This is a genomic window from Streptomyces sp. STAM6, from assembly GCF_054963715.1.
The window spans coordinates 40,031-52,793 of the sequence record NZ_JBUEFZ010000013.1 but is presented as its reverse complement, the minus strand read 5'-3'; the positions used below and the strand labels follow the sequence as shown (position 1 = coordinate 52,793).

General features: G+C 72.7%; 12 protein-coding genes. 5 read left to right on the top strand and 7 right to left on the bottom strand.

The genetic code is table 11. The annotated features are described in order from the left end of the window. Nucleotides 1–9: 9 nt before the first annotated feature. Nucleotides 10–510, bottom strand: a complete 501-nt coding sequence (locus tag ACY34K_RS17650) for a hypothetical protein (RefSeq protein WP_462748037.1) — start codon at nucleotides 508–510, stop codon at nucleotides 10–12. A 13-nt stretch (nucleotides 511–523) separates the two neighbouring features. Beyond that, complete coding sequence (locus ACY34K_RS17645; RefSeq protein ID WP_462748034.1) at nucleotides 524–1,048, bottom strand: hypothetical protein; 525 nt, start codon at nucleotides 1,046–1,048, stop codon at nucleotides 524–526. A 200-nt stretch (nucleotides 1,049–1,248) separates the two neighbouring features. On the opposite strand from ACY34K_RS17645, the gene ACY34K_RS17640 reads away from it, so the two are divergent. After that, entirely contained in the window at nucleotides 1,249–4,332 is a 3,084-nt protein-coding gene (locus ACY34K_RS17640; RefSeq protein ID WP_462748032.1) for an FG-GAP-like repeat-containing protein, read from the top strand. A gap of 76 nt (nucleotides 4,333–4,408) precedes the next feature. On the opposite strand, the gene ACY34K_RS17635 is transcribed toward ACY34K_RS17640, so the two are convergent. Continuing rightward, nucleotides 4,409–5,032, bottom strand: a complete 624-nt coding sequence (locus ACY34K_RS17635; RefSeq protein ID WP_462748030.1) for a response regulator — start codon at nucleotides 5,030–5,032, stop codon at nucleotides 4,409–4,411. Beyond that, a complete protein-coding gene (locus ACY34K_RS17630; RefSeq protein ID WP_462748028.1) occupies nucleotides 5,029–6,144 on the bottom strand; it encodes a sensor histidine kinase in 1,116 nt (371 codons plus the stop codon). The genes ACY34K_RS17635 and ACY34K_RS17630 overlap by 4 nt, the downstream gene beginning before the upstream one ends. Before the next feature lie 161 nt (nucleotides 6,145–6,305). Between ACY34K_RS17630 and ACY34K_RS17625 the strand changes: the two genes are divergently transcribed. Further along, on the top strand, nucleotides 6,306–6,875 hold the full coding sequence (locus ACY34K_RS17625) for a GlcG/HbpS family heme-binding protein (RefSeq protein WP_462748026.1): 570 nt from the start codon (nucleotides 6,306–6,308) through the stop codon (nucleotides 6,873–6,875). Between the two features lie 110 nt (nucleotides 6,876–6,985). Beyond that, nucleotides 6,986–8,344: a M1 family metallopeptidase gene (locus tag ACY34K_RS17620; protein ID WP_462748287.1), complete on the top strand. Its 1,359-nt coding sequence runs from the start codon at nucleotides 6,986–6,988 to the stop codon at nucleotides 8,342–8,344. Here ACY34K_RS17620 and ACY34K_RS17615 read toward each other — a convergent pair. Beyond that, the gene (locus tag ACY34K_RS17615; protein WP_462748024.1) at nucleotides 8,325–8,837 is read right to left on the bottom strand and encodes a GNAT family N-acetyltransferase; all 513 of its coding nucleotides are present in this window, start codon (nucleotides 8,835–8,837) and stop codon (nucleotides 8,325–8,327) included. The genes ACY34K_RS17620 and ACY34K_RS17615 overlap by 20 nt on opposite strands. Before the next feature lie 97 nt (nucleotides 8,838–8,934). After that, a complete protein-coding gene (locus ACY34K_RS17610) occupies nucleotides 8,935–9,510 on the bottom strand; it encodes a TerD family protein (RefSeq protein WP_462748022.1) in 576 nt (191 codons plus the stop codon). Nucleotides 9,511–9,638: 128 nt separating this feature from the next. Here ACY34K_RS17610 and arfB point away from each other — a divergent pair, with 128 nt between their 5' ends. Further along, nucleotides 9,639–10,073 carry an alternative ribosome rescue aminoacyl-tRNA hydrolase ArfB gene (gene arfB, locus ACY34K_RS17605; RefSeq protein ID WP_462748286.1) on the top strand — a complete coding sequence of 145 codons (435 nt, stop codon included), beginning with the start codon at nucleotides 9,639–9,641 and terminating at the stop codon, nucleotides 10,071–10,073. A gap of 162 nt (nucleotides 10,074–10,235) precedes the next feature. On the opposite strand, the gene ACY34K_RS17600 is transcribed toward arfB, so the two are convergent. Beyond that, complete coding sequence (locus ACY34K_RS17600; protein WP_462748020.1) at nucleotides 10,236–10,745, bottom strand: flavin reductase family protein; 510 nt, start codon at nucleotides 10,743–10,745, stop codon at nucleotides 10,236–10,238. 330 nt (nucleotides 10,746–11,075) lie between these two features. Here ACY34K_RS17600 and cdgB point away from each other — a divergent pair, with 330 nt between their 5' ends. Then, the gene (gene cdgB, locus ACY34K_RS17595; protein ID WP_462748018.1) at nucleotides 11,076–12,737 is read left to right on the top strand and encodes a diguanylate cyclase CdgB; all 1,662 of its coding nucleotides are present in this window, start codon (nucleotides 11,076–11,078) and stop codon (nucleotides 12,735–12,737) included. The last annotated feature ends 26 nt before the right edge of the window (nucleotides 12,738–12,763 follow it).

Sequence of the window (12,763 nt, the reverse complement as noted above, 5' to 3'; positions counted from 1 at the left end):
AGGGAGGCCTCAGGGGATGCGGGGGAAGCGGGCCTGGAGGTCCCAGATCACCGGGTTGTCGGCGAGGCCTTCGTGCATGTCGGTGAGGTCGGCGATCAGGTCGTGCAGGAAGTCGCGGGCCTCGCGGCGCAGGGCGGTGTGGCTGAAGGTGAGCGGTGGTTCGTCGCCGGGCATCCAGTCGGCCTCGACGTCGACCCAGCCGAACCGGCGCTCGAAGAGCATCCGGTCGGTGGACTCGGTGAAGTCCAGTTCGGCGTACTGCGGCTGGGCGGCGCGGCTGCCGCGGGGGTCGCGGTCGATCCGCTCGACGATGTCGCACAGGGCCCAGGCGAAGTCCAGCACCGGGACCCATCCCCAGGCTGTGGACACTTCGCGGTCGGCTTTGGTGTCCGCGAGGTACACGTCGCCGCAGAAGAGGTCGTGGCGCAGGGAGTGGACGTCCGCGTGGCGGTAGTCGGTCTGCGGAGGGTCGGGGAAACGGCGGGAGAGGGAGTAGCCGATGTCGAGCACGGGGTCGATGGTGTCATGCCCGGGTGGTGGGCAGGTGCCGCCGCCGGTAGGAGCGGGCGACGACCGCGAGGAGGGGGCCGGTGGCCAGGAGCGGGGCGTAGCAGAGGTTCACCACCAGGTGTCCGGTGGCGGTCATGCGGGGGTCGGGCTCGACGAAGAAGGCGAGCGCCACCTGGCCGGCGCAGAACAGGGTGATCAGGGCGGCCAGGGTCGTGGCGGCCGCGGCGACGGCGCGGGGGCGGGGGAGTCGGATGCGATCGGAGACCAGGAGCAGGGGCAGTAGGGCGGCGGCTTCCTGGAGGAGGGCGAGTCCGACGACGTACGCGACGCCCCAGCCGGGGATGCCGTACACGTCGCGCAGGACCTGCTCGCTGTAGCCGACGGGGATGCCGGCGGCCATGGCGAGCCGCCACAGCCCGGACGGGACGGCGCACAGCGCGAGGGCGTGGGCGGCGCGGCGGGCCACCACGGGGGAGGGCGCGAGGCGGGTGAGCGGGAGTGGGGTGATCGGGCGGGGAGGGGCGGCTGTCGTCGTCATGGCGACAGCGTGTCGCGGGCCGGGGTGGTGCCGCCTCGTTCCGTACGGCGGTCCTCCTCCGCCGCGCGGGGGAGGACCGCCCGGTACCGGAGTGGGATTACGGGGGAACCGAGCCGTCCGCTCGTTGCTATGATCCGCGCACTTGTACGGGTGACGGGCGATGACCGGGGGGTCTGGCGCCGGCCCTGGGGGAGGATCCTTTGCAACGTCATGCGCTCACGCGCGCCTGCGCCTCGGCCGTGCTGGCCATGTCGCTGGCCGGCGGTCTGGTGCCGCTGGCCGGCCCGGCGTTCGCGGCCGACGATCCGGCCGGGCAGGAGGCGGTGGTTCCGGCGACTCTGCGGACCACCCCCCGGATCGCCGACCTGCAGTTCGCCGAGGGCTCCACGATGGGGGACGGCGCCGGGCAGCAGGGCGTGTTCCACAGGGAGGAGGGCCTCGTCGGCCGCCAGTGGACCCGGTACGCGGACGGCCGGACGTTCCCGGTCGCCGCGCCCGACACCGGCGTGACCGTCCAGCCCACCGGGAGCGACGTCCTCGCGCATGTGAAGGGCCGCACCGTGGAGCTGCGGGACGCCGCCGCGGGCACGGTCCGCACGGTCACGGTTCCCGAGAGCATGACGTATCTGCGTACGTACGACTCGACGGTCGTCGCGTACAAGCAGGTGACCAACCCCGACTCCACCACCTCGAACGTCCTCCATCTGCTCTCGCCCCGGGACGACGGCACCCTCCGCGATCTCACGGTCGGCGGCGTGCCCGAGGGCGGGCGGCTGGGCGCCCCGATCGCCGCCGACGGCGGGACGATCGTCTTCATCGGCACGCTCGCGGACCGGCGCCGGATGTTCCTGGTCGACGCGGAGACGGGTCTGGTCGAGGGCACCACGGCCCCTGTCCCGGACCACTACCAGTACGCGGTGCTGTCGCCGCGGCACCTCGTGATGTACAGCCTCTCCCCGGGGTACGAGGTCGCCGTCGCGTCGCGCACCGACCTGTCCGCCCCGGCGGCCGTGGTCGACCCCGGACAGGCCGGGGCACTTGCCGGCCACGGCATGGCAGTGGTGGGTGACTGGCTGGTCTTCCGGGCCGCCGGTCAAGACTGGCCCGTCGTCAAGGCGATGCCGCTCACCGGGGGAACGGCGACCACACTCCTGCCGCGTGCGGCCCACGGGCTGTCGTCCGGCCCCGGCGGCACGGCCGTCGCGATCGGTGGCAGCGGCCCGGCGGACTGGGGCATCCGGCGCATCGCCGCGGACGCGGACGGGAAGCCCGTCGTCAGCACGGTCAAGGTGCTCCCTGAGGTGCCCGCGCCCGTCGAGGGCCTGGCGCTCACCCACGGCCGGCTGGCCGTCACGGACAAGACCCAGGCCGGCCGTCGGTACGACTACCTCCGCACCCTGTCCACGAGCGGCCCGGTCACCTATGGGGAGCGCGACACGCTCGGCGACGCGGAAGTGGCGGCATGCACCCAGGCCGACCCGTCGGCCTGCGCGCTGACCGGCAGCGGCGAGGGCGCGTTCGTGCGCGAGGTGCGGGCGGGTGACGCGGGCTACATCACGGTGCGCGGCAAGCCCCACGGCGTCACCTCTTTCCGGGTCCCCGAGTACGGCGCCGTGACCGACGTCTCGGGCGGGCACATCATCCACACGGCTCCCGCCAGCCAGCGGGTCTACAACGTCAACGGCATCCAGGTCCTGGAGCGTGCCCCGGGCGCGGCCGCGGTCTGGGACGGCAAGCTGTGGACGCCCGTGGCCGCCGGCACGCCCGGCACCGTCACCGCGCTGGACCTCGCCTCGAAGAAGACGGTGGAGACCGTCGACACCGGCTCCGGCTGCGTCCCCTCCGAGCTGCAGAACACCGGCCGCTGGATGTACTGGACCTGTGAGTCGGGCGCGGCGGGCGTCTACGACCGCACGGCGAAGAAGTCCGTGCCGGTCCCGTCCGGGGAGGCCCTGCTCGGCGACGGTTTCGTCGTCACGCACGACAAGGCGGCGGGCAAGCTGATCGGGACGGCGGTGACCACGGGCACGGCGGTCAGCCGCACCGTGGGCGACCTTCCGGCGGGCAGCGGTGCCTCGCAGCGGCACGTGCGCTGGACGGTGGACCGGTTCGGCGGGCATGCCGCGTACGCCGACGACCAACAGCGCGTCCACGTCGTGCCCATGGGGGTGCCCACCCAGCCCCTGGCCCTGAACGACGTGACCGCGGACGACACGATCGGCTTCAACCCCGGCGGCGACCAGAACGGCACGCTCGTCGGCGGCACGCTGTCGAAGCCCGCGTCCGCCTGGACCCTGACCGTCAAGGAACAGGCCACCGGCAAGACCGTGCGCACGATGAGCGGCGCGGAGACGCGCGGTGTGCTCCAGCCCGCCTGGGACGGCAGGGGCGACGGCGGCCGGCTGCTCCTCTCCGGCGCCTACCGCTGGACGCTGACGGCGACCCCGGCCGACGGGCACGGCGCGCCCCTCGTCCGGGAGGGGGCCTTCAGGCTGACCGGGGCACTCTCGCCGTGGCGGGACTTCTCCAGCCCGACGGACGGCCTCGGGGAACTGGTCACGCTCGACAAGGCGGAGAACGCGCTGTCCTTCCACTACGGCAACGGCAGCGGGGGCCTGCGGACGCCGACCGGCTTCATGTACAGCGACATCAACCACGTGGTGCCGTTCGGTGACATCGTCGGGGACCGGTGCAACGACGTGATCGCCCGCCGGGCCAGTGGCCGGCTCGTCGCCCTCCGGGGCAACTGCACCGCCGAGGGCCAGGAGCTCTGGGAGGAGACCGTCCTCGGCACCGGCTGGAGCCAGTTCAACATCCTGATGTCCCCCGGGGACCTGACCGGCGACGGCAACCCCGACCTGGTGGGCCGCCAGGCCACCACCGGCGACCTCTACCTGTACGAGCACAACGGCTGGGGCGGCCTGAAGGCCAGGGGCAGGATCGGTGCCGGGTGGAAGGGCTACCGAGCCGTCTTCGGCGCCGGTGACATGACCGGCGACGGCATCGCCGACGTCCTCGCGGTCGACGGCGCCAACTCGCTGTGGCGTTACGACGGCACGGGCACGGGCCGTCTCAAGCCGCGCAAGCTGGTCCTGGGCAGCAACTGGGCCTCCGGCCGCAACGCCTTCGTCGGCGTGGGCGACCTCAACAAGGACCGCATCCCGGACCTCATCAGTCGCAACGCGGCCGGTGACCTGCTCCGCAACTACGGCAACGGCACCGGGTCGTTCCGGTCCACCGTGAAGATCGGAACGGGCTGGCAGCGCTACAAGGGGCTTTACTGATCCCGCCCCGGAACGTGCCGTACCGGAGGGCGCCGCACCGGAAGGTGCCGTGCCCTTCGGTGCTCGGGCGGCTGCCTCAGGTCAGCAGCCGCCGCTCCTTGGCCACCGCCACCGCGCCCGCACGCGTCTCGACGCCCAGCTTGGCGTAGATCCGGCCCAGGTGGGTCTTGACGGTCGCCTCGCTGATGAACAGCGCGCGGGCGATCTCCCGGTTGCCCAGGCCGTGGGCGAGCTGGGCGAGGATGTCCCGCTCGCGGTCGGTGAGCGACGGGCCGGCCGTGCCGCGTTTGCGGTCCAGGACGCGCAGGGCGACCGGGGCGGACAGCGCGGTGCGACCCCGGGCGGCCGCGCGGATGGCGGCGAAGAGTTCCTCGGGGCGTTCGGCCTTCAGCAGGTAGCCGGTGGCGCCCGCCGCGACGGCCCGGGTGATGTCGGCGTCCGTGTCGTACGTCGTGAGGACCAGGACATGGACGCCCGGCATCGCGGCGACACGGCGGGTGGCCTCCACGCCGTCGATGCCCGGACCGAGCTGAAGATCCATCAGCACCACGTCGGGGGTCAGCTTGGCGGCCATGGCGACCGCCTCCCCGCCGCCGCCGGCCTCCCCGACGACCTCGATGTCGGGTTCGCTGCCCAGCAGGGCGAGCAGCCCGGCACGTACGACGGCGTGGTCGTCGCAGAGCAGGATCCGGACCGTCATGGGCTCTCCAGGGGGATCGAGACGGACAGCACGGTGCCCTCGCCGGGTGCGGACTCGACGGTGAGCGTGCCGCCGAGCTGCTCGGCGCGCGCCCGGATCGCGGGCAGCCCGTGGCCCCGGACGCCGCGCCCGGCGCGGGTGCCGCCAGGTGCCGCACCGGGCCGGAAGCCGCGGCCGTCGTCCGCGATGTCGAGGACGACCTGGTCGCCGAGGTACGTCAGGGTGAGCGCGGCGGACGTCGCGTCCGCGTGTTCGCGCACATTGGCCAGGGCGCCCTGGGCGATCCGCAGCAGCGCCGAGCGGACCCGGTCGGGCAGGGCGACCGGTGTGCCGTCGACCCGGAAGCCGGCCGACTCGCGGGCGGCGAGCGAGGCGAGCGCGTCCTCCAGTCCGCCGCCCCCGGCCAGGTCGGCGGGGGCCAGGTCGTGGACGAAGCGGCGGGCCTCAGCGAGGCTGTGCTCGGCGATCGACTCGGCGGTGCGGACGTGGCGGCGGGCCGTGTCCGGCTCGCTGTCCCAGGTCCGGTCCGCGGCCTGCAGCAGCATCTGCTGGCTGGACAGGCCCTGCGCCAGGGTGTCGTGGATCTCCATGGAGAGCCGCTGCCGCTCGGCGAGGACGCCCTCGCGCCGCTGCGTGGCGGCCAGCCGGTCCGCCTGCCGCTGCGCGTGGACGAACACGGCGGTCGCGATGGCCGCCACCGCCGGTGGGGCGACCAGCAGGTTGGGGTCGATGCCGCCGTCCGCCAGCTTCAGCTGGGCGGCCACGACGAACACCGTGAGCAGCGCGACCAGGACCAGCGCGGCACGCGACGGCAGGGTCCGCAGCCCGGTGTAGAACAGCGGCACCGCGCACCAGGCGAAGCTCGGCGCCAGCACCACCAGCACCATCCACACCGCGACGACCGCGAACAGCCACACCAGCCGGTGCATGCGCGGTGTCGCCACCACGTACAGCACGGCGAGGGTCACCGACAGGGCCACGACCCACGGGCCGAGGTCCAGCCACGGGTGCCGCAGCAGGAACCGCACCAGGGACGCGCCGAGCAGGGCGAAGAACGCGGCGTGCATCACCCGGGCCAGCCAGGGGGCGTCGGGGTCCCGCTCCACGTCCATCACTCCTCGCACATCACTCCTCGTACCGGAATTCCGCTTCCATCCTCACCCCGCCCGCGCGCGGCGGCATCAACCGATCGGCTGACCCCGCACCCCCGGTGGCGGCCCCAGGATCGAGACGTCAAGCCAGCCCGACCCGATCCTCCCGAGGAGATCCGCCCATGAAGCACGGCAAGAAGATGTCGACGCGTGCCCGCATCCTGACCGGTGCCGTGGCCGCCGCCGCGCTGTCCGCCGGCACCTTCGGCGCCCTCTCGGCGAACGCCGCCCCGGCCACCGCCCCCGCCGCCGCGCCCGCCGCGAGCGTCAACGCCTCCGACCACCACCTGCGCACCACCACGCACCTCACCGCCGACGCCGCCACCGAGGCCGCCCAGGCGGCACTGAAGGCCGCCGAGAAGGAGAACCAGCGCGTCACGGTCGCGGTGGTCGACCGCAACGGCAACACGCTCGTCACCCTCCGCGGCGACGGCGCCGGCCCGCAGTCCTACGAGTCGGCCGAGCGCAAGGCCTTCACCGCCGTCTCCTGGAACGCCCCGACCTCGGAGCTGGTCAAGCGCCTGGAGACCGCCCCGAACCTCAAGGACATCCCCGGCACGCTCTTCCTCGGCGGCGGTGTCCCCGTCGCGGCCGACGGTGCGCCCATCGCCGGGATCGGTGTCGCGGGCGCGCCGAGCGGTGCCCTCGACGAGAAGTACGCCCAGGCGGGTGTCGCGTCGCTCGGCCGCTGATCTGTTCGAGCTCCTAGGATCGCTGCGTGGACCAGCAGATTCCCTTAGGAACCCGAAGCCGAGCCCGCGCACGAGCCCGCGCGGGAGCCCGAGCCCGTGCCGCGGCCGCCCTGCTGCTCGCCGCCGCCCTGACCGCCGGCTGCACCGGCGGCGGTGGCGGCGGTGACGACGGCGTACACGGCAAGCCCGGCGCGGCAGGGCTGCGCGACCCGTACTTCCCCGGGCTCGGCAACGGTGGATACGACGTCCGGCACTACGCCCTCACCCTGGACTACGAGCCGTCCACCGGCCGTCTGAAGGGCACCGCCGACATCACCGCCCGCGCCACCCAGGACCTCAGCGCCTTCAACCTCGACCTGACCGGGCTGACCGTCGACGGCGCCACTGTCGACGGCGAGCCGGCCGCGGTCGACCGCTCCGGCGGGGAACTGACCCTGCGCCCCCGCACGGGCCCCGAGAAGGGCGACACCTTCCGTACCGTCGTCACCTACTCGGGCACCCCGCGCACCCTCACCGGCGCCGACGAGTCGAGGGAGGGCTGGATCCGCACCGCCGACGGCGCGGTCGCGCTCGGTGAACCGACCGGCTCCACGACCTGGTTCCCCGGCAACCACCACCCCAGCGACAAGGCCACCTACAGCCTCACCGTCACCGTCCCCGAGGCTCTGCAGGCGGTCTCCAACGGGGAGCTGAAGGAGCATCACACACGCGGCGGCCGCGCCACCTTCGTCTGGCGTTCGGCCGAGCCCATGGCGACCTATCTCGCGACCCTCGCCATCGGCCGGTACGATACCAGGTCGTCCCGCACACCGGCCGGGCTGCCCGTCCACACCGCCTCGCGGGGCAACCCAGCCCTGCTCGCCCGGATTCCCGAGCTGCTGGCGTGGGAGGTGGAGAACTTCGGCCCGTACCCCTTCTCCTCCACCGGAGCGATCGTCGACCCCCTGGTGGACGTGGAGTACGCGCTGGAGACCCAGACCAGGCCGTTCTTCGCGAAGGACACCCTCACCGAGGGAGTGCTCGTCCACGAGCTGGCCCACCAGTGGTACGGCAACTCCGTCTCGCCCGAGTCCTGGCGCGACATGTGGCTCAACGAGAGCTTCGCCCAGTACGCCGAGTGGCTGTACGCCGAGGACTTCAAGGACACGCCCGCCCAGGAGAGCTTCGAGGCGGCCTTCGCCGACGACGACAACTGGGCCTTCCCGCCCGCCGAGCCGCCCACCGCCGAGGACATCTCCGGCGACCCCGTCTACTACCGGGGCGCGATGGTGCTCCACAAGGTCCGTCAGGCGGTCGGCGACGACACCTTCTTCTCGATCCTCCGCGGCTGGGCCGCCGAGCACCGGCACGGCAACGCCTCGACGAGCGACTTCACCCGGTACGTCGAGGAGGAGTCGGACGAGGACCTGACCGAGCTGTGGGACACCTGGCTCTACGGGGACGGAAAACCTACAGATCCTTCCGCATGACCAGGCAGTCCCGGCCTGCCCGCAGATCCGGGCGCCGGTCGATCTCCTCGTACCCGAGCGCCGTCCAGAAGGCGACGGCCCGGGGGTTGTTGTCGAGCACGGCGAGCTTGACGCCGGTGCGGCCCGACTCCCGGAACCGCTTCTCGACGATCTCCGCCAACTCGCGTCCGAACCCCGCCCGGTGGTCGCGCGCGTGCACCATCAGCAGACCGATCCACGGGTCGGGGTCGTCCGGGTCGGGATGGTGCGCCAGCGTCACCGAGATGCCGATCACCCGCCCGGCCGAGCGCGCCAGCAGCACCTCGGCGCCCGGCTGCGCCAGCTCCTGGGCGAGCGAGGCGGCGACCTGCTCGGGACGGATGTCGTCCGGGTTCGGGAAGTCCCCGCTGAGCTGCTGGAACTCCTGGTTCGACGCGTACAACTCGGTGAGTTCGGTGAGAAGTGGCCCGGGCAGGGCGCTGTCCTCGCCGAGCACCAGCGGTTCGACGATCATGCGGACACCCTAGGCGGTGTCCGCCGGACAACCGCGGTACGCGACGGGCCCCGGCGCGGAGTCCGTCGCCGGGGCCCGTCGGAACGCGTGCCGTCCGTCAGATGTTGACGCCGAAGTCGCGGGCGATGCCCTCCAGGCCCGAGGCGTACCCCTGGCCGACCGCGCGGAACTTCCACTCCGCGCCGTGGCGGTACAGCTCGCCGAAGACCATGGCGGTCTCGGTGGCCGCGTCCTCGCTCAGGTCGTAGCGGGCGATCTCCGCGCCGCCGGCCTGGTTGATGATGCGGATGTAGGCGTTGCGGACCTGGCCGAAGTTCTGCGTGCGGCTGACCGCGTCGTAGATCGAGACCGGGAAGACGATCTTCTCGACGTTGGCCGGGAGGCCCGCCAGGTTGACGTTGATCTGCTCGTCGTCGCCGCCGCCCTCACCGGTGCGGTTGTCGCCGGTGTGGACGATGGTCTGGTCCGGCGTGGACTTGTTGTTGAAGAAGACGAAGTGCGCGTCGGACGCGACCTTGCCCGCGCCGTCGACGCCGATCGCGGAGGCGTCCAGGTCGAAGTCGGTGCCGGTGGTGGTACGGACGTCCCAGCCGAGGCCCACGGTGACGGCGGTCAGGCCCGGTGCCTCCTTGGTCAGCGAGACATTGCCGCCCTTGGACAGGCTTACAGCCATGGGAAGTCCCCTTCGTTGTTCTTACGGTTCGTACGTCGTGGCGTCACTGCACATAACGCAGTGCGCCACTGGCTGGTTCCACACGCGGTCCGGAAAAGCGGATGACGCGACCCCGCCGGGGCGGGACCATGGGAGCCATGTCCGGTCCCTATCCCATCCGCGGTTCGGTCGTCCTTCCGGAGGCCGAGCTCATGTGGCGTTTCTCGCGATCCTCCGGGCCGGGCGGGCAGCACGTCAACACCAGTGACTCGCAGGTGGAGCTCCGCTTCGACCTGGCGCGCACGGAATCGCTGCCGCGGGTCTGGAAGGAGCGGGCGCTGGAGCGCCTCGCGTCCCGGCTCGTCGGTGGGGTGCTGACGGTGCGTGCGTCGGAGCACCGCTCGCAGTGGCGCAACCGCGAGACGGCGGCGGTACGGCTCGCGGCCCTGCTCGCCGAGGCGACGGCCCCGCCGCCGAAGCCGCGCCGCCCCACGAAGATCCCCCGCGGCATCAACGAGCGCCGCCTGCGCCAGAAGAAGCAGCGCGCGGAGACGAAGCGCGGCCGCTCCGGCCGCGACTGGTAGGGCCACCCCGCGCCCGGGTCGCCCTGGGCCGGTGGCTCGGTGGTGGCGGTGTGGTGGGTGGTGCGCCTGTGGGCGGCCGGGGGCGCCGCCCCTGGTGGGGGCCGTGGGCCGGTGGCGGGGGGACGGGGGTCTCCCGCGGCCGGCCCGTACCGGGCCGGGGGCTCAGCTCAGGTGGCGGTACCTGCCGCGGAAGTACAGCAGCGGGCCGTCGGCGCCGCCGGGGAAGCCGACGTTCAGGACCCGGCCGATCACCAGCGTGTGGTCGCCCGCCACCACGCGCTCCTCCGTCCTGCACTCCAGGACCGTCAGCGCGTCGCTCACCAGCAGGGCGCCGCTCACCTCGCCCCGGGTGCAGGCGATGTCCGCGAAGAGCAGCCGGTCGCTGATCCGGCCCTTCATGGCGAACCGGCCCGCGATGTGCCGCTGGTTCTCGGCGAGGATCGAGACGCCCCACCGCGGCTGCTCCTCCAGCAGGTCGTCCATCCGTGAGCCGTTGCGCAGGCTCACCATCACGAGCGGCGGTTCCAGAGACACCGACATGAACGCGGTGGCCGTCATTCCCACGTCCTCGCCGCCCGGGCCGTCCGCGCTCAGCGGCGGCTCCTGCGCGGTCACCAGCACCACTCCGGCGGCCAGCCGGGACATGGCGGCACGGAAGTCGTCGTTGCTCACCCCCTCAGGATGAGGGACGGCAGGGGCGGGGGCGGGAGACCGCGTCGTCGGCAACACACCCGGAACGCTAGCCGCGGCCTCCGGCCGCCCGCATCGGACCAGGGGACCAGCCGGGTCCTAGGACCATGGACCGTCGATTTGCGATCGGCAAAGCATCCGTAATGCGTGCGACCCGACATCATCTGCTGTGACTTGAGTCACAGAGCGCCTTAATTGTTGACCCTGTGTACCTGGGGCACAGCTCGCTGTGATTCAGTGGCCGATGACAGTGCAACACGAGCGCCGATGAGAACCCTGGAGTTGCTGTCGAGGTCTCGGGGAGAGCGAGCAATGGAGACCGAGTCGGAGCCGTACGTCCGTCTTGCGACCCTGCGGCAGCTGCATCAGGTCGTCGCCAACCTCAACACGGCCCGGAGCCTGGCCGACACCCTGCAGACCGTCGCGGACGGTGTCACACAGGGCCTCGGGTACGAGCTGGCCTGCGTCAATCTCGTGCGCCCCGACGGTGACCTGGTCGTCGCCGCCTTCGCGGGCAGTCCCGCAGCGGAAGCCCTGATCACCGGCCGTGTCGGCTCCCGCGCCTCCTGGGAGCGCCGCCTGAGCATGGGTGAGGCGTGGGGCGAGCTGCGATTCATCCCGCACACCGAGGGCTGGGTCCTCATCGAGGACGACGTGCCCCAGTGGCACACCGACGGGCCCGAGCCCCGCTTCGAGGACGAGTGGCACCCCAGGGACCGGCTCTACGCCCCGATGTACGCCTCGGGGAGCGGCCGTGAGCTCCTGGGGGTCATCTCCGTCGACCGGCCGCGCAACGGCCGCCGTCCCGGTCCCTGGGGCCAGGAGGCGCTCCAGATGTACGCCTCGCAGGCCGCGATTGCGATCAGCAACGCCCGGCTGCGAGCAAACATGCAGCGCGCCCTGGTCCGTCTGGAGCGCGAGCAGCAGGCCCTCCGGGCCAGTGAAGAGTCGTTCCGCCAGGCCTTCGAGTACGCGCCGTCGGGCATGGCGATCGCCGAGATGGGCGGAGACCAGCACGGGCGGCTGCTGCGTGCCAACGACGCGCTGTGCCGGCTGCTCGGCCGCCCCGCGTCCGTGATGCGGCGGTACTCCTTCGCGGACCTGGTCCACCCCGAGGACATCGGCACCCTGCTGCGCACCTCGGCCGAGGGCGGCCGTGCCGAGCTGCGCCTCGGCCGCCGGGACGGCTCCTATGTGTGGGTGTCCCTGCGGAACTCGGTGGTGGCCGACACCGCCGACGGGCCGCGTTTCCTGCTCACGCACGTCGAGGACATCGAGGAGCGCAAGCGGCACGAGCTGCAGCTGGCCCACCGTGCCTCGCACGACGCGCTGACGGGCCTGCCCAACAGCGCCGAGCTGCGGGCCCGGCTCAGCTCCAGGCTGTGCCGCCGCCCCCACGCGGCCCGCTCCGCCACCGGGGGCGGCCATGAACCGGACCGCGCCGAGTACAGCTACGACGACGGCCGCGGCGAGCACGCCTACCGCACGGACGGCTTCGACTTCGTGGTCGCGGCCAGCGGGGCCTACGACCACCATGTGCACGCCGTCGCGCCGTCGAGTGACGTGGACGACGGTACGAAGGGGCTGGCGGTCCTCTTCTGCGACCTGGACGGCTTCAAGTCGATCAACGACCGGTTCGGTCACCACACGGGTGACGCGGTTCTCATCGAGGTGGCCCGCCGGCTGACGGCGGGGGTCCGCGACGGGGACACGGTGGCCCGGCTCGGCGGTGACGAGTTCGTGGTCCTCGCCGACGGCCTGGGCGCCGCCGACGCCGCCGACCTGGCGGTCCGTCTGCGCAACGCGATCATCCCGCCCATCCGGGTGGACGGGCGCGCCGTCCGCGTCGGGGCGAGTTTCGGCATCGGATGGGCCGAGTGCGGCATGACCGTCGAGGAAGTGCTGAACTCCGCTGACCAGCGTATGTACATCGAGAAGCGGTCCCGCGCCAAGGTGCACCGCCGGGCCGGTTGACCCTGCCCGCCCGGTCGGCTGGTCCG

What these genes read in the sequence shown, in the direction of transcription:
- ACY34K_RS17645 (WP_462748034.1), bottom strand. Translation starts at nt 1,048, where the DNA reads ATGACGACGACAGCCGCCCCTCCCCGCCCGATCACCCCACTCCCGCTC.
- ACY34K_RS17635 (WP_462748030.1), bottom strand. Translation starts at nt 5,032, where the DNA reads ATGACGGTCCGGATCCTGCTCTGCGACGACCACGCCGTCGTACGTGCC.
- ACY34K_RS17630 (WP_462748028.1), bottom strand. Translation starts at nt 6,144, where the DNA reads ATGGACGTGGAGCGGGACCCCGACGCCCCCTGGCTGGCCCGGGTGATG.
- ACY34K_RS17625 (WP_462748026.1), top strand. Translation starts at nt 6,306, where the DNA reads ATGAAGCACGGCAAGAAGATGTCGACGCGTGCCCGCATCCTGACCGGT.
- ACY34K_RS17615 (WP_462748024.1), bottom strand. Translation starts at nt 8,837, where the DNA reads ATGATCGTCGAACCGCTGGTGCTCGGCGAGGACAGCGCCCTGCCCGGG.
- ACY34K_RS17610 (WP_462748022.1), bottom strand. Translation starts at nt 9,510, where the DNA reads ATGGCTGTAAGCCTGTCCAAGGGCGGCAATGTCTCGCTGACCAAGGAG.
- arfB (WP_462748286.1), top strand. Translation starts at nt 9,639, where the DNA reads ATGGGAGCCATGTCCGGTCCCTATCCCATCCGCGGTTCGGTCGTCCTT.
- cdgB (WP_462748018.1), top strand. Translation starts at nt 11,076, where the DNA reads ATGGAGACCGAGTCGGAGCCGTACGTCCGTCTTGCGACCCTGCGGCAG.